Source organism: Bradyrhizobium sp. 25ACV (assembly GCF_054863005.1).
Genome location: NZ_JAVAYO010000002.1, coordinates 490025 through 513440 on the forward strand (window position 1 = coordinate 490025; position 23416 = coordinate 513440).

Annotated in this window: 15 protein-coding genes and 10 pseudogenes; 15 read left to right on the forward strand and 10 right to left on the reverse strand. The window is 59.3% G+C overall.

Annotation, left to right across the window (positions count from 1 at the left end):
* Positions 1-65 precede the first annotated feature (65 nt).
* Positions 66-514, reverse strand: a pseudogene (locus tag RAD04_RS06055) (ATP-binding protein); the annotation flags it as partial.
* Between RAD04_RS06055 and RAD04_RS06060 the strand changes: the two are divergent.
* From RAD04_RS06060 to RAD04_RS06070, 3 genes and pseudogenes are all read left to right on the forward strand, one after another.
* Positions 510-657: pseudogene (locus RAD04_RS06060) on the forward strand (IS256 family transposase); the annotation flags it as partial. The pseudogenes RAD04_RS06055 and RAD04_RS06060 sit on opposite strands and share 5 nt — an antisense overlap.
* 80 nt (positions 658-737) lie before the next feature.
* A pseudogene (locus RAD04_RS06065) lies at positions 738-1830 on the forward strand (IS5 family transposase).
* Positions 1830-2174, forward strand: a complete 345-nt coding sequence (locus RAD04_RS06070; RefSeq protein WP_461623016.1) for a hypothetical protein — start codon at positions 1830-1832, stop codon at positions 2172-2174. Before RAD04_RS06065 ends, RAD04_RS06070 begins: the two are co-directional and overlap by 1 nt.
* A gap of 87 nt (positions 2175-2261) precedes the next feature.
* Here the strand turns inward: RAD04_RS06070 and RAD04_RS06075 are convergent.
* Positions 2262-3396, reverse strand: a protein-coding gene (locus RAD04_RS06075) for an IS630 family transposase (RefSeq protein WP_461623017.1) whose coding sequence is annotated in 2 segments (ribosomal slippage) — positions 2262-2375 and positions 2377-3396 — 1134 coding nt in all. Because the reading frame shifts where the segments join, the coding sequence is not laid out codon by codon here.
* Positions 3397-3434: 38 nt separating this feature from the next.
* On the opposite strand from RAD04_RS06075, the gene RAD04_RS06080 reads away from it, so the two are divergent.
* Together RAD04_RS06080 and RAD04_RS06085 are read left to right on the forward strand one after the other, a co-directional pair.
* A complete protein-coding gene (locus RAD04_RS06080; protein ID WP_461623018.1) occupies positions 3435-3719 on the forward strand; it encodes a LexA family protein in 285 nt (94 codons plus the stop codon).
* A gap of 8 nt (positions 3720-3727) precedes the next feature.
* Positions 3728-4036 (forward strand): annotated as a pseudogene (locus tag RAD04_RS06085) (IS256 family transposase); the annotation flags it as partial.
* 246 nt (positions 4037-4282) lie between these two features.
* On the opposite strand, the gene RAD04_RS06090 reads toward RAD04_RS06085, so the two are convergent.
* Positions 4283-5638, reverse strand: a complete 1356-nt coding sequence (locus RAD04_RS06090) for an LLM class flavin-dependent oxidoreductase (protein WP_461623019.1) — start codon at positions 5636-5638, stop codon at positions 4283-4285.
* A gap of 553 nt (positions 5639-6191) precedes the next feature.
* Positions 6192-6359: pseudogene (locus RAD04_RS06095) on the reverse strand (transposase); the annotation flags it as partial.
* A gap of 28 nt (positions 6360-6387) precedes the next feature.
* On the opposite strand from RAD04_RS06095, the gene RAD04_RS06100 reads away from it, so the two are divergent.
* The 3 genes and pseudogenes from RAD04_RS06100 to tnpC (RAD04_RS06110) all read left to right on the forward strand — a co-directional run.
* Positions 6388-6615 carry an IS66 family transposase gene (locus RAD04_RS06100; protein ID WP_461623020.1) on the forward strand — a complete coding sequence of 76 codons (228 nt, stop codon included), beginning with the start codon at positions 6388-6390 and terminating at the stop codon, positions 6613-6615.
* A 116-nt stretch (positions 6616-6731) separates the two neighbouring features.
* Positions 6732-8180, forward strand: coding sequence for an IS4 family transposase (locus RAD04_RS06105; protein ID WP_461623021.1), 1449 nt, complete (start codon positions 6732-6734; stop codon positions 8178-8180).
* Positions 8181-8189: 9 nt separating this feature from the next.
* Positions 8190-8977, forward strand: a pseudogene (gene tnpC / locus RAD04_RS06110) (IS66 family transposase); the annotation flags it as partial.
* Between the two features lie 47 nt (positions 8978-9024).
* On the opposite strand, the pseudogene RAD04_RS06115 reads toward tnpC (RAD04_RS06110), so the two are convergent.
* Positions 9025-9298 (reverse strand): annotated as a pseudogene (locus RAD04_RS06115) (helix-turn-helix domain-containing protein); the annotation flags it as partial.
* Between the two features lie 168 nt (positions 9299-9466).
* Here RAD04_RS06115 and RAD04_RS06120 point away from each other — a divergent pair.
* Positions 9467-9748: a hypothetical protein gene (locus tag RAD04_RS06120; protein ID WP_461623022.1), complete on the forward strand. Its 282-nt coding sequence runs from the start codon at positions 9467-9469 to the stop codon at positions 9746-9748.
* Positions 9749-9784: 36 nt separating this feature from the next.
* Here RAD04_RS06120 and RAD04_RS06125 read toward each other — a convergent pair whose 3' ends face one another.
* A complete protein-coding gene (locus tag RAD04_RS06125) occupies positions 9785-10486 on the reverse strand; it encodes a hypothetical protein (RefSeq protein ID WP_461623023.1) in 702 nt (233 codons plus the stop codon).
* 513 nt (positions 10487-10999) lie between these two features.
* Here RAD04_RS06125 and RAD04_RS06130 point away from each other — a divergent pair.
* Positions 11000-12057, forward strand: a pseudogene (locus RAD04_RS06130) (IS3 family transposase).
* Positions 12058-12195: 138 nt separating this feature from the next.
* Here the strand turns inward: RAD04_RS06130 and RAD04_RS06135 are convergent.
* Positions 12196-13155: an IS630 family transposase gene (locus RAD04_RS06135; protein WP_461623024.1), complete on the reverse strand. Its 960-nt coding sequence runs from the start codon at positions 13153-13155 to the stop codon at positions 12196-12198.
* Positions 13156-14814: 1659 nt separating this feature from the next.
* Between RAD04_RS06135 and RAD04_RS06140 the strand changes: the two genes are divergently transcribed.
* The 4 genes from RAD04_RS06140 (at position 14815) to tnpC (RAD04_RS06155) (ending at position 20009) form a co-directional block, all read left to right on the forward strand.
* The gene (locus tag RAD04_RS06140) at positions 14815-17298 is read left to right on the forward strand and encodes a CaiB/BaiF CoA-transferase family protein (protein WP_461623025.1); all 2484 of its coding nucleotides are present in this window, start codon (positions 14815-14817) and stop codon (positions 17296-17298) included.
* A 315-nt stretch (positions 17299-17613) separates the two neighbouring features.
* On the forward strand, positions 17614-18036 hold the full coding sequence (locus tag RAD04_RS06145) for a transposase (protein WP_461623026.1): 423 nt from the start codon (positions 17614-17616) through the stop codon (positions 18034-18036).
* Positions 18033-18386: an IS66 family insertion sequence element accessory protein TnpB gene (gene tnpB, locus RAD04_RS06150; protein ID WP_461623027.1), complete on the forward strand. Its 354-nt coding sequence runs from the start codon at positions 18033-18035 to the stop codon at positions 18384-18386. Before RAD04_RS06145 ends, tnpB begins: the two co-directional genes overlap by 4 nt.
* A 69-nt stretch (positions 18387-18455) precedes the next feature.
* Positions 18456-20009, forward strand: a complete 1554-nt coding sequence (gene tnpC / locus RAD04_RS06155) for an IS66 family transposase (protein ID WP_461623028.1) — start codon at positions 18456-18458, stop codon at positions 20007-20009.
* Here tnpC (RAD04_RS06155) and RAD04_RS06160 read toward each other — a convergent pair.
* Positions 19900-21977 (reverse strand): annotated as a pseudogene (locus RAD04_RS06160) (recombinase family protein). The gene tnpC (RAD04_RS06155) and the pseudogene RAD04_RS06160 sit on opposite strands and share 110 nt — an antisense overlap.
* 168 nt (positions 21978-22145) lie before the next feature.
* The gene (locus RAD04_RS06165; protein ID WP_461623029.1) at positions 22146-22415 is read right to left on the reverse strand and encodes a hypothetical protein; all 270 of its coding nucleotides are present in this window, start codon (positions 22413-22415) and stop codon (positions 22146-22148) included.
* A 35-nt stretch (positions 22416-22450) separates the two neighbouring features.
* On the opposite strand from RAD04_RS06165, the pseudogene RAD04_RS06170 reads away from it, so the two are divergent.
* A pseudogene (locus tag RAD04_RS06170) lies at positions 22451-22651 on the forward strand (transposase domain-containing protein); the annotation flags it as partial.
* 64 nt (positions 22652-22715) lie between these two features.
* Here the strand turns inward: RAD04_RS06170 and RAD04_RS06175 are convergent.
* Positions 22716-23105: a hypothetical protein gene (locus RAD04_RS06175; RefSeq protein ID WP_461623030.1), complete on the reverse strand. Its 390-nt coding sequence runs from the start codon at positions 23103-23105 to the stop codon at positions 22716-22718.
* Positions 23106-23416: the final 311 nt, after the last annotated feature.

Consider the following 23416-nt stretch of genomic DNA (forward strand, 5'->3'; position numbering starts at 1 on the left):
CGCGGCCGCGGCGTCGCGCTGGCGCTACTGTGGGAGGAATATCGTGGCCATCTATGGCGCGGCAATCAGAATGAGAGCGCCAGCTTGGCAATCGTTGTTCGATCGAGAGCAACTTTTCGACGATAGCTCTCGACATTTATCTCGCGGATCGTGGTGTGGTGCACCAGGCGATCGACGGCCGCCAGCGTCATTGCCTCGTCGGGGAAGATACGCCCCCACTCGCCGAACGGCTGATTGGCCGTGATCAGCAGCGAGCGTCGCTCGTAGCGGGCGGCGATCAGCTCGAACAATACGCTGGTTTCCGCCTGATCCTTGCTCACATATGTGATGTCGTCGAGGACCAGGAGGTCGTAGCGATCGAGTTTGGCGATCGCAGACTCCAGCGCCAGCTCGCGCCGAGCCCCTGCAACCGCTGCACCAGATCAGTAGTGCGTGCGAAGAGAACGCGCCAACCGTTCTCGACGAGAGTCAGGCCGATCGCTGAGCCGAGATGGGTCTTGCCTCGGCCGGGTGGGAAGGCGTTGTCGAAGGCGATCCGCCGCACCTTCGGTTCGGCCGCTGCGATTCCAGCGCAGCCAGATCTACGAGGTGCGCAACATCATGGAACGCCTGCCGAATGAGCATCGTGCGGCCACCCGTCGGGTGCTGCGTCAGGCCTAGGAGGCTGTTAAAAAAAGGCGCTCGCCGACGACCGGTGACCGTGATTCATTGGCTCCGATGAAATTCGGAGATTGTGCGTGCGCGGCGGGGACAATCGAACGGGCGAGCTGTTGAGCTACCTTGATTTGGAGGCGCGGGTACGGTAGCGATCATCCGCTGCGAGCGATTCGGACGATCGTGAACGAGGCGCTGTCGGCCCTGGAGCGCGAGTTTGCCGCGCTCTATTCGCCAATCGGGCGGCCGTCGATCCCGCCGGAGAAGCTCCTGCGGGCGATGCTGTTGCAGGCCTTTTATTCGATCCGCTCGGAGCGGCTTCTGATGGAGCGGCTGGAATATGACCTGCTGTTCCGCTGGTTCGTCCGAATCGGCGTCGACGACGCGGCCTGGGATCATTCGGTGTTCTCGAAGAACCGCGACCGGCTGCTGGAAGGCGACATCGCGACGAAGTTCCTGACGGCGGTGCTGGCGCAGTCCAAGGTGAAGAAGCCTCTGTCGAGCGATCACTTCTCGGTCGATGGCACGCTGATCGAGGCCTGGGCCTCGTTGAAGAGCGTGAAGCCGAAGGACTGCTCTGGGGAGCCGTCGGCGCAAGGCGGCGAGCGCAATGCCGAAGCGGACTTCCATGGCTAGAAACGCTCGAACGACACCCATGCTTCGACCGCCGATCCCGACGCCAGGCTCTACCGCAAGGGTAAAGGCAGTGAGACGAAGCTGTGCTTCATCGCGCATGGGCTGATGGAGAACCGCCACGGCTTGCTGGTCGACGCCTGCCGGACGCTGGCTGACGGGCATGCCGAACGAGTGGCCGCGCTGCACATGATCGAGCCTCGCGCCGACCGACCGACAGCGATCACGCTTGGCGCCGACAAAGCCTACCACACAGAAGACTTCGTTAGCGAGCTGCGCTCGATAAACGTGCCGCCGCATGTTGCGCAGAACACCAGTGGCCGTAGCTCTGCGATCGACGGGCGAAGGACCCGGCACGGCGGCTATGCCGTCAGCCAGCGCATCCGCAAGGGCATTGTGGAGGCATTCGGCTGGATCAAGACGGTCGCCGGGCAAGAGAAGACTAGCTTCCGTGGCCGTGATCGCGGCAGATGGGCGTTTACCTTCGCTGCCGCCGCCTACAATCTGGTGCGGCTGCCCACGCTGATAGCGGAGGCCGGCTGATGGCCAAGGAGCCCGGCTTCGCCAAGGCCTTTGCCGGCCGCTGGCGCATTGTCGAAATGGACAACTGGGACAGCGACTTCCTCGATCTCGCCGAAGAGGCGCATCTCACCTTCGTGGGCAAGTCCGACGGTGAAATTGCCTTCGGTGCGCTGAAGTGCTTTCTCGACGTCCGCTACGCCACGCGAGACGGTTCGGCCTGCGCGGAGTTCTCGTGGGAAGGGCACGGCGAGAATGACCCCACCTGCGGTCGCGGATCGGCTATGATTGGCACCGCGGGCAGGCTCGTCGGCCACTTCTATATACACAATGGCGACAATTCAGCCTTCGTTTGCGAACGCGGCTGACTTATTCAACAGCCTGCTAGAGCTCGATGAGGCCGACAAGGCCGAAAAAAATGATCCGCAATCTCGCGCGTCGACCCGACTAGTGGTTCATCCCAGTGATTTTGACTCTTTGGCGGTGGCTGGATAGGCGCGGCCGAGTTTGGCGCGGGCTTTGTCGGTTGTGAACATCCATTTGATGCGGGCTCGGGTTTTATTTCGCCGCCTTTTGCCATGCTGCGATTTCGTTTTGGAGCCTTTTGGGGTCGTCGATGCGGCGGCCGAGACACTGGCGCTGTAGCACGCTGATCTCGCACTCGACCGTGTTGAGCCAACTGGCGTGTTTCGGGGTGTAGTGGAACTCGAGGCGGCGCAGAATGCGCCGGGCCTCGGCGGGCGCAAATGCTTGATACAGCGCGCCGGCGGTATGGATCGACAGATTGTCCTGCACGACACGGATGCAGGTGGCTTGGGGATAATGGACATCGACGAGTTCGCGCATGCAGTACGCGTAGTCTACGGCGGCGCGGCGGTCTGTAGCCTTGACGTTGCGCCAGCCACGATGCGGGTCGAAGGTAACGAAGAGGTTGACGGTGCCGTTGCGGCGGTACTCGTAATCGTAGCGCTCGCGCTGTCCCGGTTGGGCCGGAATCGGCTGACGCACCTCGCCGATGAGTTGGACGGGGGTCTCGTCGAAGCAGACCAGCGGCCGCTCGGAATCCGGCGCTTCAGCATAGAGATCGAGCACGTCCTCCATGCGGGCGACGTATTCGCCGTCGACACAGGGAATGCACCACATGTCCCTGCGCCACGGCTTGAGGTCGTTTTCGGCCAGCCGGCGGCGCACGGTCTCGCCCGACAGGCTGTCGTGATCGGTGAGCTTGACCATCGCGTCGGCCAGCAGCGCTAGCGTCCAGCGCTTGCGGCCGGCCGGCGGCTTGGCGCATGCCGTCGCCACCAGCAGGGCCTCTTCCTTGCCCGTCAGCTTGCGTTCCGCGCCCGGACGCGGCTCCTCGCTCAAGGCCCGCTCCAGATTGCCTTCTACGAAGCGGCGCTTGATCCGGCCAACGGTGGAGAGGCTGACGCTCACGGTCCGGGCAATCTCCTCGTCACTGCTGCCGGCGTCGGCCGCGAGCAAGATCTGCGCCCGCTTGAGTTTGCGGGCGGCATGCTTGCCGCCCCCGAGCATCGCCGTCAGTTCGTCCCGCTCGATTTGGCTCAATTCGACCCGATAACGTACATTCATGCTTCGCCTCCTTGTCGGAGGCCGGGACGAATCCAGCGATGAGTCACAAATCAGGCACGCACTTCACGCAGAAGCAGGGACACTACCTGGCTTTTATCTACACCTACGCGCACATGTTCGGTCGCCCACCCGCCGAAACCGACATGCAGCGCCATTTCCGCGTCAGCCCGCCGTCGGTCCACCAGATGAGCGTCACCCTCGAACGAAACGGATTCATTCGTCGTCAGCCCGGTGTTCCCCGAAGCATCGAGATTCTCCTGCCACCTGAAAACTTGCCCATCCTCGAATGGCTCGGTATCAAAACGTCAAAATCACTGGGATGAACCACTAGCAATGGCCCGGCGTAGCGGCGAGCATCCTCGAACGCCTCGACGGAGTCCTGACTGTCGTCCGATTGAAGCTGCCGAGCCGCTTCGTCGATCGCTCGCCCACACCAACATCGCCGAGAACATGATGGGCACCATTCGCCATGCCACGCGGAACGTCGAATTCTGGTGGGATGCCGGTATGGCCCTACGCTGGGTCGCGGCCAGCGTGATCGAGGCCAACAAGGGCTTCCGATGATCGAGGCGCATAGCAGTTGCCGGCTATGCCCGTGGCCCATAAAGCTCACCACGATCGCATGACGATCACGCCGTTGCCAACGTCACGAGGCCGCGCAATATTCACTCCGGCAACGTCGGCTCGACGCAGTTCAACATCGATCGGGACATCCCCGTGCCAACCCCAAAAGAGGTTTGCGGACAAGAAGAGTCAGCACACAGATTTTTTTGAAGTTGGTCGAACGTCTGGAGCCACGAAAATGAAACTGCACAGCTTTCAAGCCTCCAGATCTCGAAAGCTGGCAATCTCAAAGCTGGCGCTAGCCAGCGGCTTGGGCACTTTTTCATGGTCGACTGCCGACACCTTCCCGTGCGAACTGATTGAGAGGCCGCTTCAGACCAAGGTTCTCTCTTAGAGTTTGTCCTGAGTATCTGAACCTGAATTTGCCTATTCGACGCAATTCGGGAATGACGAGCTCAACAAAATCGTTAAGTCCGTTGGGAAAGGTTGCCGGCATTACGTTGAATCCGTCAGCCGCATATTGATCGAACCTATCCACCATGGCATTGACAATTTCGTCTGGCGTTCCGACAATCATAAGGTGACCTTTGCTGTCTGATGCCAACCGGATCAGTTGTCTCCAGGTGAGTTTCTGGCGTGCCGCCACGTCGAGGAGCAGTTTCTGACGACTCTGAATCAAGTTCGTCTGCGGTAGAGACTCAGGGACCAACGAGTCGAGATTCGTTGAACGCAAGTCAGTACCCAGCAAAAATTCTGCCCTTCCAATTTGCACATCGATGTGCGTATACGATTGGAGGCGTTCAAGCTTCTCAGACGCTTCTTGCTTGGTCCTCCCAACGATCGGGACAATGCCCGGCATGATTAGCACTTGATCGTCCTCCCGTCCGAGCGTGCGTGCTTTTTCTTTGAGAGTTGCGTAGTATCGTTTGCCGTTCTCTAAAGAAGGTTCCGCGGTGAACACGACCTCGCCGACTTCTGCGGCGAACGCTATTCCGGCACTGGATGCGCCAGCCTGAACCAACACGGGATACCCTTGCGGTGGCCTTGCGATGTTCAATGGACCTCTGACTGAGAGGTAATCCCCTCGATGTTCAAGCAAATGAAGTTTAGTGGTGTCAGCGAAAATACCATTCTGCTTGTCACGAATGAAAGCGTCGTCTTCCCACGAGTCCCAAAGACCCTTGACAACCTCTACGAATTCTCTCGCTCGAGCATAGCGCGCGTCATGATCGGGAAGTGCCTTTTCGCCAAAATTTGGGGCTTCAAACTTGGATCCCGAGGTGACAATGTTCCAGGCTGCGCGCCCCCGCGACAGGTGGTCAAGCGAGGCGAACATTCGTGCAAGATGATAAGGCTGGTGGTACGTCGTCGTCGCCGTCGCGATAAGGCCGATGTCTTGTGTTTTCGATGAAAGCGCCGACAATAGGGTGATTGGCTCGAATCCATCGTTTCGGCTTACACGCGCTATGTGTGCGTCATCTCGTTCTGATACGCTTGGGTGATCGGCGAGAAACACGAAGTGAAATGCCGCACCCTCAGCAAGTGCTACGAGATGAGCGTAGTGGTCGATATTGACGCCGCCATTCGCTGGCACGCTCGGATCGCGCCACGCGCCGTCATGATATCCTGCCCGGTTGAGAAAAAGTCCAAGCTTCATTTCATCATTTCGCCGCATCATGTCACCCTTTGAGTTGGACTGTGTAGTCGACCACGTCGATTTGATTCCGTGAAGTGTCGCTCGCATTGTGGTAGCCGAGAGAGAGAGCAACTGACACTTGCGCCCACAACCTTCGAACCAGCTCGCTCGGCTATCCATCGTGCGCTTCGTGAGAAAGGGTAGGTGACGGTGAATGAGACCTGTGCGCGGCACTCAACAAGCTCGCCTATCGATCTGAGCCGTTTGCGGCAATAGATTGTGTTTGACGTTAGCATGCCGAACTCCCTGCAGGTCATATCTGATCGGCTCAACGCTCATCAACTCATAGGTGACAGCGTCTGCTATCCAAATCAACTACTGGCATTGGTAGCTGATCTGAGCTCTGGCTCTTCTGCGGTGAGACGGCTGAGCGATCCCGGTTCTGCGAGATCGAACCTCGCAGCATCGCCAAAATGTATGGGCGAGTTGCTGCGGGTCAAAAACTGGTCCCTCGCGCTTCGTCGCAGCGGGTGCCTGGCCATCCTCGTCCAAGCGGGGCAGGCAAGACCATTGCGCTGATGCTGCTCCCCGGGTTCGCCTCAAAGATGCGGCACCAGACGCCTTTGGCACTCCATGGATTGAAGCGTCGGAACACGTTATTCCATTCTCCGAACACTTCCGGAAGATCCCGCCAGGGAGAGCCCGTACGCACGATCCAAAGCACGCCTTCCACGAACATCCTATTGTCGCGGCCGGTCGAACCCGTAAGCCCCGCGCGGCTTTGCCGGGCCATGTTGGCGATGGTCCTGGTCAACAAGTGCCTGCTGCACCAGCCGCTGAACCGTCAGAGCAAGACCGATGCCCGCGAGAGCATCGAGATCGATGTCTCGACGCTGACGGATCGGGTCGGCGCCTGCGCGGTGGCGCTTGAGCCTCTTATTGAGGCCACCGGACCCATGTCATGCGCGCGGAACGCATTCATGCCCGCGACACCACGGTCCCTGTGCTGGCGAAAATGAAGGACGTGGTCGAGCGGATCTGTATCCGTCCGGCGAAGCTTTCAATTACCCACATTTAGCCGAGTGGGCTGAGGGAGCGCATAAACTGTTGCATCGCAGGAATCGATCGTGATTCCTTGTCTGGCACCGATTCGCAGGGGGCGGTGCCAATGGACGGAGAAGCGGGCGCATGGTTTGATCGCGAGCTTGCAGGCTGCAGCCTTGCCGATGAGCGCTTGAACAAGCGTCTCCGCAAACTTGTCGCGCAGATCGGGAGCGCCATGGGCGAAAGCATTCCGCTGGTGTGCCAGGACTGGGCCAACACCAAGGCGGCTTATCGCTTTTTCTCCAACGACCGGGTCAGCGAGGCGGACATTCTGGCCGGCCACTTTCAATCGACGCGTGAGCGCACGATTGCCACCGACGGGCCTATTCTAGTGCTCCACGATACGACCGAGTTCAGTTATCAAAGAGAGAACTCAGACGCGATCGGGATCACCAAAAGTATAAACAGCGGGCGCGACAAGGCAGGCCGCCTGAGATCGCACACGGTCTGCGGCATCCTGATGCACTCGAGCCTGGCGGTGACAACCGAAGGGCTGCCGCTTGGACTGACGGCGGTCAAATTCTGGACCCGGAAGAAATCCAAGGGGACTGCCGCGCTTAAGAAGAAGATCAATCCGACGCGCGTTACGATCGAGAAGAAGGAGAGCATTCGGTGGCTGGACAATGTCCGTCAATCCACAGAGCTGCTGGGCGATCCGGGACGATGCATCCATGTCGGTGATCGCGAGAGCGACATCTATGAGCTGTTCTGCGCGGCCCGGGAAGCTGGAACGCATTTCGTGATTAGGACTTGCGTTGACCGTTTGGCCGGGAATGGAAATCACACGATCGCCGACGAAATGGACGAGGTTGCGGTCAAAGGACTGCATCGCATCGACGTCAGAAACAACAATGGCGATCCCGATGAAGCCGTCCTTGAGATCAGATATCGCAAGCTTCGCGTCCTGCCGCCGATCGGAAAGCAGAAGCGCTATCCCGCGCAGACCTTGACGGTGATCCATGCCGAAGAACGCATGACGCCGAAGAACAGAAAGAAAATCGAGTGGAAGCTGATCACAGATCTGCCCGTTGGCTCCCGCGCGGACGCTATTGAGAAGCTCGAATGGTATGCCTTGAGATGGAAAATCGAAGTCTTCCACAAGATCCTTAAATCGGGCTGCAAAGCTGAGGAATCGAAGCTCCTGACTGCCCAGCGTCTGACCAACCTGATATCGGTCTTTTGCATCCTCAGTTGGCGGGTCTTCTGGATGACGATGCTCAATCGATCAGCTCCCCGGACACTACCGACTCTTGCGTTGACCGCGACTGAAATCGCCCTGCTCGATCGCCTCGTGAATGACAAAGCGCAAGCTCGACGGAAAACCCTCTCACATTACCTGACCAAGATCGCACGGCTCGGCGGTTATCTCGCCCGCACCAGCGATCCGCCGCCTGGCAATACCGTCATGTGGCGCGGGTTGTCACGCCTCACCGATATCGCGCTGGGCGCCATGGTCGGAGCAGAAATTGTGGGTAATTGAAAGCTTCACCGGACGGATACGCGGATCTGGACGTATGTTCGCGATGACCGGCCCATTTGCCGGCACCGATCCGTCGGCGGCATTGTTCTATTACTCGCGCAACCGGGCCGGAGAGCATCCGCAGGGCCATCTTGCTGGCTACGTTGGTCTGATGCAGGCCGATGCCTTCAACGGCTACAACGATCTCTACAGAGCCAATCGGAAACCAGCGCCGATCCTTGAGGCAGCGTGCTGGAGCCACGGCCGCAGCAAGTTCTTCGACATGGCGAAATCGGGAGAAGCCCCGATTGCGACCGAAGCGGTGCGGCGCATCGATGAACTGTTTGAGATCGAGCGCGCCGTCAACGGACAAACGCCGGAGCAACAGCTTACAGCGCGCCGTGAAAAATCGAAGCCGCTCGTCGCCGATCTCGAAATCTGGATGCGCCAGCAGCGCGCCTTGCTCTCATCAAGCAATGACACCGCGAAGGCGATCAACTATCTCCTCAACCGCTGGGCAGCGTTCACCCGCTTCCTCGACGACGGCCGCGTCTGTCTCACCAACAACGCCGCCGAACGAGCCGTGCGCGGTGTGGCGGTCGGAAGAAATGGACCTTCGCCGGTTCAGATGCCGGCGGCCGTCGTGCCGCCGCCATCGATACACTTGTTGAGACCTGCACGATGAACGACGTCGATCCCCAAGTCTAGCTTGCGGACGTGCTGGCCCGGCTCCCCGATTATCCGGCCAACAAGTCGCCGACCTGCTGCCCTGGAATTGGAAGGCGAACCAGCAGCACAAAGCCGCCGTTGCCGCCTGAGTGATCTTCACCGGAAGTTCGCGCCTACCCGGGGTGCTGGCCGGATGCGTACTCTTCGAATAGATCGGTTGCTTGTCAGGGTGCGAGGCTTGTCTTGCAGCCCTTCAAGGCCATGGTCGGCATAGCTACCGCCAAAGGCTGACAATCCGCGGCTGGACCCCGACTTCTTTCAATCGAGCGGGTGCTGCGCCCGTCCGCCGCCAGCAGAACTATCCGCGCCCGCTTCAAATCGCGCTGTAACGTCACCGGTGAGCGACAACACCTCTCAAGTACTTTGCGATCTTTCCTCGAAAGGTGGACTTCTCTTGCTTCGGGTATCACTCGATCTTGAAGCACCACTCACGATCCAAGAAAAGTGGGTGCTGGCATATCCAGCTATGTCGACATCGCATCCAGCGACAACTGCCTCGAACCCGGATCGCGAGCAGGCAAGACTCGGTGACCTCCAGTGGAAGGCGCAGTTCGTACGTCATCCTTGTCGCAACGCACTTGATCGACGACCGCGCCGTGACGAATCACTTCTACGCACGTCGCAACGACGCTAACGGTCGGCGTGAATACGACGCCGATAATACGCAATCGATCGTTGATGGCGAGGAGCAATCGCATTTGATTTCGAGAACCATAATTGAAAATGAGGAACTCCCGCCGGACCCTTATGCATTGCTCGACGAGGCAGCCCATGTCCGGGAGTGGTGCGCGATTAGCAACTCGCCGATTGTCGCGTTTAGCGATATCGCCAGTATCGGTGCGGATACGCACCAAGCTTAAGAAGTACCCTTCGCGAAGCCGACGAAAATCGCGACGCTAAATCTGCTCGGTTCTGTCGTGACGATTTACAAGGCTCCACAACTCCTCTCCAGTTAGCCAAGTAAGCCAATCCTTGTCCATAATACCCTCTTCTACCAACTGCAATATCGAGCCGCCGGGTTCATAATGCACATCTCCACATTGCGCAATGCCACCCGTATCCAGTCGCCAGCGCGCTACAAGTCCACATAAGAAGTCAGGAGCCCACATCGATAGAGACACACCGCGTGCTATTCCTGAGATGATCTTGGGTATGCCCTGTCCTCTCAAGTCTCTGCGCACCCAAAGATCCCCGACGTAGGCGACTTTCCCGGCTATTCGTTTCGCACTCGGCGATATGCAAATACACCTATCTTGAGGATGTGCATGTACGGGCGGATCAGCATAAAACGCCTTCAGGGATTGGAGATGTTCTGCAAAGTTACTTTGCGAAAGGTCATACAATCGAACAGCCTCCAAAAGCGCGACCTCTTCATTCTTGTCGATGCCCATGATCCAAAATCCCTCGCCTGGTTTAATTGATGAGCGATCTGGTCGGAAGTTTGGATATGTCCGGCCCTTTGTCGGAGTGGCCCGTGTGATCGAGACATACTTATGAAAATCGAATCCTATCGAAAGCTTGATGCCTTTTTGGGCGGCGGCATCATCATGTTCCTGCAGGAAACGTGAGACTTGCAACGGGTTAACCACGCTTGTCATTGCTGCGCCGTGTCCTATCGTCATGAGCTGTGTTCTACTGCAATCCGCAGCTGAATTTTGATGGCACTACATCGTTTACAACAATCGAGATACTACCTAGTCTGGTGAGGAACGTTACAATCTCTATTTGAGAGCGCGGTGCGCAACGTATCAGCAATTTGACGGAGGCGGAGCGCGAGCCCTGATCGATGGCCACCTCAGCTTGCGGCGGTGATGTCGCCGAGCCAGTCCCGCGTTCGGATTATTGTAGAGCACCGTCTTCTTAGCAAGAACACCAGCTATTCACGATCGAGGGATTCCTGGCTCAATCACTTCCACCTTCCGAGACGGGATGAACGATTTCGGACCCTGAACGTCGCTATGCAGGCGCGAGCGGCTCGCATGAGATGCACCGAAGGTTCAGATACAACGCGCTGCCGCTCATAAGAGCCGGCTCCGCAAATCTGCACAGGGGCGATAAGTGGAGTTTCTGCCTGACGGCGGGCAAGATTGTCCCGCGAATCAGGAGAGACGATGAGCAGACGAGCACGCCGGAACCACACACCGACCTTCAAGGCGAAAGTGGCGCTTGCCGCGGTCAAGGGCGACCGGACACTGGCTCAGTTGGCTGAGCAATTCGACGTCCACCCCAATCAGATCACATCGTGGAAAGCGCAACTTGAAGGCGGAGCCGCCGATGTGTTCGGTCCGGGGGGCAGCAGCGCAGCGGCGGCGTTACCCGCCATCGACGTGAAGTCGCTGCACGCCAAGATCGGAGAACGGACGCTGGAGAACGATTTTTGGGCGGAAGTTTTGAAGATCAGCCGCAGCAACGTCTATTTTCTGCCGCGTCCGGTGTCGCCCGATGACCTCGCGATGATGCAACGGCTCGACCGGCTGCATCTGGAGTCTCCTTCGCCGGTTCGCGAATGTTGCGAGGCCTGCTGGCTGCCGAGGGGTGAAAAATCGGCCGCCGGCATGTCAAGACGTTGATGCGGAAGATGGGGATAGAGGCGTTGTATCGGCGTCCACGCACCACCAAACCTGAGCCCGGGTACAAGATCTATCCGTACCTGCTGCGTGGCATGGAGATCACACGGCCGAACCAGGTCTGGGCGATGGACATCACGTATGTCCCGATGGCGCGTGGCTTCGTGTATCTCGCCGTCGTGCTGGATTGGGCGACCCGCCGGGTTCTGTCGTGGCGGCTGTCGATCACGATGGAGGCGGCCTTCTGCGTCGAGACATTGGAGGACGCCCTGGCGCGTCACGGCAAGCCCGAAATCTTCAACACCGACCAGGGCTCACAGTTTACCGGCGCAGACTTCACCGGCACGCTCGCCAGCAATGGCATCGCCATCAGCATGGACGGTCGTCGGGCTTGGCGGGACAACGTGTTCGTCGAGCGACTGTGGCGCAGTGTCAAATACGAGGAGGTCTATCTGCGGGCCTACGAAAGCGTGTCCGACGCCCGCGCCGCGATCGGCCGATACCTCGACTTCTACAATAGCCGGCGTCCCCACTCGAGCCTTGACGGCGGCACTCCGGATCAAGCCTACTTCAACCCGCTGCCAATCCGCATGGCGGCCTAACCCCGGCAGACGCTCCACTTATCGACGCGGAGATTCTGTTCAGACAAGCGGGACCAGCTCTATAAGCCATACTTGCGATAATAGGTCCGACCTGTGCATTGCGGTGGCTAGCTCAGCGTTTTCTTGGTTTGAATCATATCAGGCGGCCTCGGCGAGTTTGTAGGACCAGGTGTGGATGACCGGATGGCGATTGACGTCGCCGATGCCAGCCATGATGCGCTCCTTGAGTTCGTGCTTTGAGGCCACCCGGATGTGGCGCAGAACCGAGCGGGCGAACTTGGAGAAGAAGCCCTCGATGAGATTGAGCCAAGAGCCGTGCTTGGGGGTGAAGGTGAGCTCGAAGCGCCCGCGTGGTCGCGTGGCGAGCCAAGCTCTGGTTTCTCTCGAGATGTGCGCGGAATGATTATCGAGGATCAACTTGATCGCAGTGTTCGGCGGATAGGCGGCATCAATAAGCCTGAGGAATTCGACAAACTCTCGACTGCGGTGGCGATCTTTGACGAGGGCGTGGACCTTGCCGGTGAGCAGATCAATCCCGGCCAACAGGCTCAGCGTACCATGGCGTTTGTATTCATGGTCGCGTGCAAAGGAGGTGTAGACGCCAGGCTTGGGCGGCAAATCCGGCGCCGTCGTTGCGATGGCCTGGATTCCCGGCTTCTCGTCGCAGGAGACGATCGTCACCGGCTTTCCCCGCCGCGTTCCCTTGGCAGTGGCTTTCTTCAGGACTTCGACCTCACGATAGACGCACAAGACCTCCGCCATCTTCTGTTCGAACTCGGCGTCGCGATTTTCAAGATAGTAGCGCACCTTGTGCGGCTTGATTTCCTCTTGGCCGAGGATCTTGCACACCGTTCCCTGAACCAAACGGGCCAAACACGCATGCCCTGCCGCCGGTCCGTGCTCGCGTGCATGTCGTGCCAGCAACCGCGTCGTCCACAACTCATGCGGATAGCCGTGGTCCTTGGCCTTGTCGCATGCCAACGACACCAACCAGGCTTTGGCCTCAGGCGTGATCGTTGGCTCCTTGCCCGGTCGTGGACGATCATCAAGGGCCGCCAGGGGGCCATCGGCCAGTGCGCGCTCGACACAGCGCTGCACCGTCTGATGATGGACCCCAAGTCTTTGGCCCACCGCAGAACGAAGGATTCTCCCGAAACGCCAGCAGCATCTGTGCCCGCGATACCCGGCTCGCCAGATCGGTTCTCGACCGCGAAAGAGCCGCCAAGGTCGCTATCTCTTCATCACTCTTCGCCAATTCGACCGCTCGCCGCCATCCTGCCATGGTACAGCTCCTCGTTTCGCCGACCGCAAACGAGGAATCCGCCAACAACCCGTCCGTTCCACCAATTCAGCCTGCTCCACCTCCGCAGGTTTCATGGAATCGGTCGTCTAGTAAGTTGATGGAGAAATCGAAAGCCTCGGATTGGAGGGGCCTCGTAAAAAGCCGTGGCAGCAGGAGGTCCCATCAGGAAATCTGCGCTCGCTCAAGCCAGAAGATACAGGGGTGAGCTCTTCCGCAACTCTGCCGTTGGTGTCTCAAAGATCTCCCTCCGGTGAGGTCCTCATCGCAGCTTACGAGCTGTCCTAGGGCCGCCCAGTGACGTTCGCGGTAACCACGATGTTGATGTTGGCCGGTCAGGGCTTACCAAGCAGCAATATCCATCAATCCAGTTTGAACGGCAACTTCTCGAGCGAAATCGCGTCGCTTTAGGGCGGCTCGTTTTTCCAGATCGTGGCGATTGGCGTGCTGCGCGCGCAATTTTGAGACGCGCCTCATTGTCGAACGAAACTCTCGTCGTCCCTGCGGAATGGTCGAGCGCGCTTTGTTTGATTTGCGACATTGTCGGCATTCAGTCGGAGATGGGTGGCGCGACAGCTTGGGGCAGGCGCTTAGATAGCGGACCTTCCTTGATTGTGCTGTTGTCGGTTTTCAGTCCTATCATGGCGTAGCGGAAGAGCGGTTGGTCGCCGTGGACCATGAAGATCAAGATTGGCGAGCCGCTGACCCGATGGGTGGTATTGTTCTGTTTCCAACAGGACTGGTGTGTCCAGTATGAAGGTGCTGTGTGCCGCGTCGAGGCAGAGCATTTCCCGTGAGCCGACCGTACGCAATCGATTGCAAATGCGGTCGCTTTCCATTCCAGTTCGTGCTGGCATGGTTTTTGCGAACTACCGCGGAGAGAGCTATCAACGTTGCGCGGGCATCCACGAGTGGTCGTAGACGGGAACCAACAGAACTAGCGGCGAAGATCCTCGTGGAAGCGACACTCCGAACTCGGTGCACGGGCAGTTTGATAGCAAATGGCACGATGCAGCGCGATTTCTCGATGGCGCAGGACGTGGTGTTCGCAGCAGGACTGCTAGTTGGTCGTCGGGAGCAATCTTCTCCACAGCGCGATTGATCCGAGGGTTTGGTCGATATGGCCGATTTTAATGGAATTGGTGGCCGACGAGCAATCAGGCGTGACACTTTTGTCCCGTGGTTTTGCTCTGACCCGAGCGGCGCGTTAAGCCTGTTTTTTAGGGCTCAATCTGCTCGATGTCGTGCAAGTCGCTGTTTGTGCCGTCGCAGAAGGCGCAAAGCACGCCTGATACCGCTGATACACGGCGTTGCAGGGTGGCGGATATGTGCTTGGCCTCACCGCCTCAACGTCGCGCCAGTTGCAGATGCCGGTGTTTCGAATTGGAAAGCGGCGCCGCGCTCCTATTGGGCACCTAGTCGCATCTCGTCCAGACGGGATGTTTCGGAGTAGCATCATGACTGATCAAATGGACCTAGTATTATCACATCTGCGGGTGATCGAGATCGGTAGCTCGGCTGCAACAAGCTATTGCGGGCGGTTATTCGCGGATTTCGGCGCAGATGTTCAGAAAGTCGAGCCGCCTGGGGGTGATCCACTTCGTCACAGCGCGCCGCTTACGCCCAAGGGCCAGAGCGCGTGGTTCGCATTCCTCAACTTCAACAAGTCAAGCATCATCATCGATGCCACTCAGCCGAGCTCGATTAGACATCTTACCACAATGATCGAGGATTGCGACATTCTGATCGATGGCCGCGAGGTCGATTCCGCAGATTGCCCGGCCATTGATATCGCCGCGATCCGCCGTCGACGTCCCGGATTGATTTGCGTTGAAGCGAGCTGGTTCGGCCGCGATGGGCCTTATGCGGGATTCGCCGCAACCGACTCGACAGTCCGCGCGCTTGCCGGCCTCATCAAGCTGGTTGGGCCCGTCGAGGGCCCCCCGTTGCACGCACCGGATTTCCAGACGGGGATCCTTGCAGGATTGTGGGGCTTCATCGCCGCGGCTTCTTCGGCCCTTTCGCGAATGCAAGGTCGGGCAGGGCGGTCATGGTCGCTCAATATTTTCGAATCCAGCCTCGTTGTCAGCGAGTATCTCATGTTCGAAGCCTCTGCCCGCGGTGATGCGATGTGCAGGCTTGGCATCAACCGATTCTGGCCAGTGTTTCCCGTCGGCATTTACGAAACCAAAGAGGGACGGCTCGGCGTTACGGCGGGGACGCCGTCACAATGGCGCGCATTCTGCGATATGCTCGACCTATCCGAATTGCGTGATGATCCAACTCTGGTCCTCGGCGAAGATCGTTGGCCACACACGGAACAGATCGAGCGATATCTGGTACCAAGGCTAAAGGCGCGGACAGCGCTGGAGTGGTTTGCGGAGGGATTGAAACGGAAGATCCCGATCGTACCAGTACCCGAAATGTCCGATCTGCTCCAGCATGCGGGGGAGAAAGTGCGCGGCGCGATTGCGCCTGTCTGGGTCGGCCAAGAAAAGGGCTTTACCGCTGGCTCGATGCATCGTCTGACACAGACTCCACCGCGCTGGGGCGGAAAGGTGCCATCTCCCGGCGAGCAACAGGCTTTCGCGAAAATACCGCACCGATCCCTCGCTACGCCCGAGTCGTTCAGCTGGATCGGTTCCGACCGGCCGCCGTTGCACGGGATTCGCGTTATCGACTTCACGATGGGCTGGGCAGGCCCATTGTGCACTCGCACACTGGCGGATCTCGGTGCTGATGTCATTAAGATCGAGGCTATCCAATACCCCGATTGGTTTCGCGGCGTTGACCGGCGTCCTGCGTATGTCAACGGCCAAATGTACGAAAAGAAGATGCGCTTCTGCACCATGAATCGCAACAAGCGCGGTATCACACTCGACCTGACACGGTCGCAAGCCCTTGCTTTCGTCAAACGGCTAGTGGCGGAAGCCGATCTTGTTGTCGACAATTATTCGACCAATGTGCTGCCGAAGCTCGGGCTCGGTTACGACGTGCTCAGAACTCTCAACCCTCGCCTCGTCATGATGTCGATGTCAGCCTTTGGAGCGAACAGCGTACATCGCGATTGTCGGGCCTACGGCTCGACTCTTGAGCAGGGCTCGGGCCTGCCGAGCGTGATTGGACATCCCAACGGGCCACCCGTAATGAGCCACAGCGCTTTTGGGGATCCCGTCGGCGGGTTGAACGGCTGCGCCGCAGTTCTTATTGCTCTCATTCACGCCCGCAGCACCGGGCAGGGGCAGTTTATCGATCTTTCGCAGGTCGAATGCATGATGCCGTTTGCGGCGCCATGGATCATGGTCCATTCGATTGACGGTAAGCCTCCGACGAGATATGGCAATCGACATCCGCAGTTCGTGCCGCACGGCTGCTTCCAGTGTGCTGGTGAGGACAACTGGATCATTGTAGCCGCTACCGATGAGGAAATGTGGCAGAGGCTTGCCGTTCTTATTGGGCGGCCAAACTGGGCCGCCGACGCATCGTTGAAATCTGCGGAAGCCCGCCGTGGCATCGAGGATCTTATAGAGACAGGTATTGAAGCCTGGACAGTCGCCCGCGATGCTGATCAGGCCATGTCCGAGTTGCAGGCTGTAAAGGTTGTTGCAGGTGTGGCGCGCTTGCCGACTGACCTGCTCAAAGATCAACATCTCAGATCACGCGGATTTCTGCAGGAGGTCGAACGCGCTTTCATTGGCATGCATCTGCAGCCGTCGATGCCTATTCGCGAAGGTACGCGGCCCTATGCTGTCCGTACAGCGGCACCGACGCTCGGGCAGCATAACAGAGAGATCCTATCGGGGCTTCTCAAGCTGTCCGACGGCGAGATCGCGCAATTGGTGAGGGATCGCATTATCGGTACGGCGATGCTCTCCGAAGAGGAGCTTGCAAGAACAAGAAGGTATTGTCAGGCTGACAAGTCGAGTTCGGGCTTAAATTGACCAACCATGAAGCTTGACAGCATTTCGCTCACCTGATCAGAAATTCGTGCTGGTGCTCTGGTCTGCCGCCAGAGAGTACGGAGCAGCGCGACTCCGAGCTGCAGATCGAGCGCTCTATTCCGAGAGCTTATGTTGCCTGCCGCGGACACGGCACGAACTGTGTTTGGAGCGGTAATTTCCTAGATGCTCGCAACAATGCAGTCCGCATCCCCAACTCACCTAAGGTCGGGCTCGGGGTAAGCGCGAAGCCGATACCCTTGCTTCAGAGTTAGAATGAATGTGCGAAGAAGCCTCCGGCTTGGAACGGAGGTTTGGATGGGATTGGACAGCAAAAAGGACGTCCATTTGGACGGCTCACCGCTATGGCCGGTGAGCCGGCTGGAGGTCCTCGAAGGACCGTCGGGGCGCCGTGTGCGTTCGGAGGCTGAGAGAGCCCGGATTGTCGCCGAGAGTCTGCTACCTGGTGCCCAGGTGTCCGAGGTGGCGCGCAAGCACGGAGCGACGCGCTGGCAGATTTACGATTGGCGCCGACGCTTTCGACAGCGAGGCATGTTGGCGCCGTGCGAGGCATCGCAGTCGACATTTGCACCGCTGGTCGTGGAAAGCGCGTTGGAGGAGCGTCACGTTCCGGCGATCAAGCTTGAGATCGCGATTGGCGATGTCGTGCTGCGGACGGACACAGCCATAACTGGCGAGCAGCTGTCCCGGGTGATCCGCGCAGTGCGAGCGTCACGATGATCGCGGCCGGTGCCGATCTGAAGATTTACATCGCGACGCGGCCGATCGACTTCCGCTGTGGCCACGATGGGCTTGCGGCAAAGGTGCAAGAGATGCTTCGTCTCGACCCGTTCAGCGGCGCAGCCTTCGTGTTCCGATCGAAACGGGCGGACCGGATCAAGATTTTGGTCTGGGATCAAACGGGTCTGGTGTTGGTGCACAAGCGTCTCGAAGGTTGCAAGTTTGTTTGGCCAACGATCGCAGACGGCGTGATGCGGATATCGCCGGCGATGTTCGCAGCCCTGTTCGAGGGGTTGGATTGGAGGTTGGTCCGCCCGGAAGAAGCGCGGCGTCCCCAGGCGGCTGGATAACTGCGGCAGAATGACTCGGAAGCTATTTTGAACGTGGCACGCGCGGCGGCGATGTGCTCGAAATAGCGCATGAGCATCGCGGCTCTGCGCGACGAAAATGAACAGCTGAAAGCGCTTTTGGCGCAAACGCAGGCGGCCTTGAGCGAGCATCAGGGAGCGCTGGCGGCGTCGGAGGAAGCGCGGCGTCGGCTGGAGGTCATCCTCGGCGAATTGCGACGCGAGAAGTTCGGCGCGAAGTCCGAGAAGCTGCGGCCAGATCAGTATCACTTACCGCTGGAAGACGTGGAGATCGCGCAAGGCATCCTGGACGCGGCGCAGGAGAGAGCCGAGGCTGTGATCAAGGGCCGATCGCGGAGCGTGCCGGATCAAGGCTCTCATCGCAATCGCGGCTGCTTGCCTGCCCATTTGCCGCGCGTGGAACGGATCATCGAGCCTGCGAGCACGCTCTGTCCGTGCGGTTGCGGCACCATGACGAAGATCGGCGAGGACGTCAGCAAACGCCTCGACGTGATCCCGGCGCAATGGCGGGTGCTGGTCACGCGCCGCCCGAAATACATCTGTCGCCACTGCTCGGGCCCTGTCGTACAGGCGCACGCACCGGAGCACGTCGTGCCCAGCGGGCTGCCGACCGAAGCGGCCATTGCGCACGTGATCGTCTCCAAGTTTGGCGACCATACGCCGTTCTACCGTCAGGCCGAGATCTATGCGCGCCAGGGCATCCGGCTTGATCGGGCGACCCTGGGCAACTGGTCCGGCCGCGCCTGCTTCCATCTTCAGCCCATCGCGGACCACATGCGCCGCCGCCTGGCCATGGCGGATCGTCTGTTCATGGACGAAACCACGGCGCCGGTGCTCGATCCCGGGCGTGGTCAAACGAAGAAGGGCTACTTCTGGGCGATCGTCTCCGACGACCGCGGCCACAGCGGCCCAAGTCCGCCGATCGTGCTGTTCCGATATGCCCCCGGTCGCAGCGGTGCCTTTGCAGAGCAGTTCCTGGATGGCTTTTGCGGACGCTTCCTGCAATGCGATGCCTATGACGGTTATGACCGGCTGACCGAAGTCGCTCGACCGCAAGGGCCGTGGACGCTCGTGCATTGCTGGAGCCATTTGCGCCGGCGCTTCGTCAAATTGGCCCGTAACAGCAAGTCGCCGATCGCTGAGGCCGCCGTTCGGCACATCGCACAGCTTTACGCCATCGAAGCCATGGTACGCGGTGCATCGCCGGACATCCGGCTGGCCGCGCGCAGGGAGCACTCGCCGCCCATGGTCGCCGCGTTAAAGCCTTGGTTCGAGAAACAGCTGTCGATGATCTCCAGCGGTTCGACGCTCGCCGAGGACATCCGCTACGCGCTCAATCACTGGCAGGGGCTGACCCGCTTCCTCGAAGACGGGCGCCTTGAGCTCGACACCAACCCGGTCGAGAACGCCATCCGGCCAGTCTGCCTGACCAGAAAAAATGCTCTCTGCGCCGGGCATGACGTTGGCGCGTCATACTGCTCATCTGATGATGTCCTTATAATGGAAGGAGATTCTGCTGCGGATCCCGAGATATCGGGCGACGTGATCGCCTGGCATCAGCTTCGCGGCACACAGTGTCTCGCTGCAGGTCGGCGAACTGGATAATCCAAGGCGCCCCGCCGCACAGTTGCCCGGCCGGAAGGGTGCCGCTGCTGACCATCCGATAGGCCGTCGTGCGGCTCACCTTCAGAATGTCGGCGGCTTCATCCAACGTAACTTCGGCGCGCTCGGCTCGTTCACCTTCGCGATAGACAGGAATGCCGTTGGCGTTCCGAAGGCTGCAGACGTGGGATCGTGTCCAACTCGCACCATGTGCAGTCAACTTGCCGGATCGATTGAGAATCGCAGCGATTGCCGTGTCCGATAATTGCCTCGCCAATACGCGAACGAGATCGAGGACATCGGCTTCGACCGTCCAAAGGGTTTGTCCGATCTTGTTCTTTTTTGACCGTCAATTGGGTGTGGTCGCCGCCTTGCCAGTGAATGAGGAGCGCCAACGTATTGCCCACGACATCGACGATGATCTCTTTGACAAGTAGCCTGATGATCTTCTTGCGTGCCTCGATGGACGCGCCGGGACTGTTCCACGCCTTGGTCAAATCCTTGCCGAGTATCATCAGCCTCGCGCGATCCGCAGCGGAAAGCGCTGGAGCATGCTGCGTCTGTTTGAGGGTCTCAAGCTGGACCTCCACGTCGCGCAGTTGAACCAGCTTCTCGTTCCAGCGCCGTTCCAACTCACTGGCGACCAGCCGGTTATCGAGATCGACGGCGTCGTACTGTCGCCGTGCCCGGGCGGCTTCGTACTGAGCCTGCTGGATCGCATTCTCGATGTGCTGACGCTTGTCGCAATGATTGACGCTCTGGGCCTCCATCGCGGCCAGCGCCGCTTCAATCCCAAGAGGCTGCAGTCGATCCGAGCACCTCCTGGGCGACAGCGCGATCGACCCGCATGCCGCCGAAGCCGATACAGTTGTCGGCCGCTTTGGCGCTGAACGCGCCGCGGCAGGCATATCGCTGTATATTCCCGCCCTTTCCAGTGTAGTGGATGTGCAGGCGTCGGCCACAGCGCGCGCAACGGAATAATCCTGGCAGCAAGGCTTCGCCGCGCCTTATGGAGCCGCGACCCATATAGCTCTTCCCATTGGCATTGTCGGCGATCAGGTGCTGATTCCTCTCGAACTCAGTCCAGGCAATGTAGCCCTCATGATGGTCGTGGATCAAAACCTCCCAATCCTTCCAATTGCGCCGGAGCGTGTCGCGCATGACCCGCTTGCGGCGATCCTTGATCGTCACCCGTGTCCCTCGCCGACCGTAGGCGTAAGAGCCGGCGTACACCGGGTTCGTCAGCATGTGGTACAGCGTGTGATAGACGGGGGTCTTCCATTCGACCGGGCGTTTGCCGCCACCTTGCACAATCGCTGGAACGAGAACGTTCTCCTGCCTGCACCAAAGCAGCACCTGCCGGATTGTCTGGAGTTCAGCGAATTTGCGGAAAACGAGCAAGATGCCGTCATGGACGCGTCGATCAGGGTCCTTCTCGATACGGTTGTCATCCGTCTTCACGTAGCCAACGGCGACGGTCAAATGGAGTTCGCCCCGCCGCGCCTTTTGGCGCATGGCCTCGACGGACCGCTGCCGGAAGATCGACAACTCCATCTCACTCATGGTGCCCTTCATACCAAGCAACAGCCGGTCATTGGGGGAGCGTGGATCATAAATTGCTTCCTCATCGACAATCAATGTGCCGACCAGGCCGCAGAACTCCAGCAATGTGTGCCAACCTCGGCCGTTCCGAGCAAGGCGTGATGCCTCGAGCGATACCACGGCGCCAACGCGCTCTTCGCAAATCGCTGCCAGCAGCTTCTCGAAGCCCGGCCGGACCGTTCCGCCACCGGATCGGCCGAGATCATCGTCGATAAGTTGGACATCTTCCCAGCCAAGCTGCCGCGCACGTTCGACCAAGTCATACTGGCGACGTTGGCTCTCGAGATTGTTGACGACCTGATATGCTGTGGATTGGCGGATGTACACGAATGCGGCACGGGTCAGGTGCGCGGGCGTGATCTTACTCATTGCCTGCCCCCTTTTTGCCGTTGGCCTCAGGCTCGTTGGCCGGCTTCGCCGCCGCTTCCATTAGCAATACTCGCAGAAGAGCCACTGCCTTCTGGCGTTCGGCGCCACTCATGTCGCCTAGCCGGGTGAGTGGAAGGACCAGATCCATTTGCACGCGACAGTGCTTTGTCATTGCCGAATCCTCCGGGGCTTTTCTTCCGGACGACAAGCTACGAGATGATCAACCAGACTGCGCAGTTGAAGGAGTTGGCTGACGGGAAGGCGCGGAACCGATACAATCTCCATCGAACATGCCGCCGGATCGAACATCCAGCCCGGCACCTGGAAGGAGCCGCCCTGCGGTTGCCGAATCAGGAAATAATGAACACCGTCGTGCTCATGGTCGCCGGTCACCAAGACCGTCCGGCCGACCAGCGGGTGGTACGGATAGGCGATCACGGCTTCGAATGTCAGAAACCCGGCATTATGGCCCCGGCTCGGAGGTCGGGGCTGAAAATTGGGCCTTGCTCGCGTCGCTCGTCGCCACCTGCAAGCTAAACGACGTCAACCCGGCCGCCTACATCGCCGAAACACTCGAGGCCATTATCGACGGCCATCCCCATAGCAGAATCGAAGACCTTATGCCCTGGCGATTCCGCAAAGCGTCAAGCCTGCGTCCATACGGTGGCGGCTAAGCGCTTACGGCTCGGGACCGCCGTACAAATTTGAGCCGAGAGGCAGCTTTCTGAGTTGGGCGGCTCACTTCAGCTCTGAGCGCCCTCGCTCATATGCCAGGGCTGGCAGCACCCGGTGTTGGGCCCTATCGGCGTCTTTGGCCGCACAGTTGGAGTGCAGCGTACATATGTCACAGGCACAAGACCGCGGGGCAGCGCTTGCGCCCGCAGTCACGGCCAGTTCGGCCAGTATTTGCTCTCGGGCTTTGAAGGCGTGCTCGCCATCATCAAACACGCGCCCCTGCGCGCGCGGCGGCTTCCCGTCTATCGCGCCGTAGTGAACCTTCGCTATGCCTGCTTCCAGAGCGCGCTGATTGATGTCCAGCGGCTTCTCGTCGCTGATCCCAGCTCCGAGCGAGTTTTTCAACAAAAAAGTGATTTCTTGGTTGCCGGGACGATGTCCTCTGACGGACATGCAAGATGTTCTTGGGCTGGCGCCGCTCTGGTTAGTGGGCTAGCTAGGCTGCGCGTTTATGATTGAGACTTAACTTCGCGCTCGCCCGCGTGGAATGCAGCTAATCGCTCAGCAATGCAGGAATTGCGGCAGAGGGTGGCGAGATCAATGGAATTCATGGCGAACTTGGGTACTAATACATAGCATACTTGAAGCCCGACAGTGAGCCGGAATCCCAAATCACTGGAGACCCCACGCGCTCTCGGAATTTTGTGCCTCGAGCGCGGACTTCCGCCAGGCGAGGCGCCGCCGCCCATTCTAGGCTCGATACG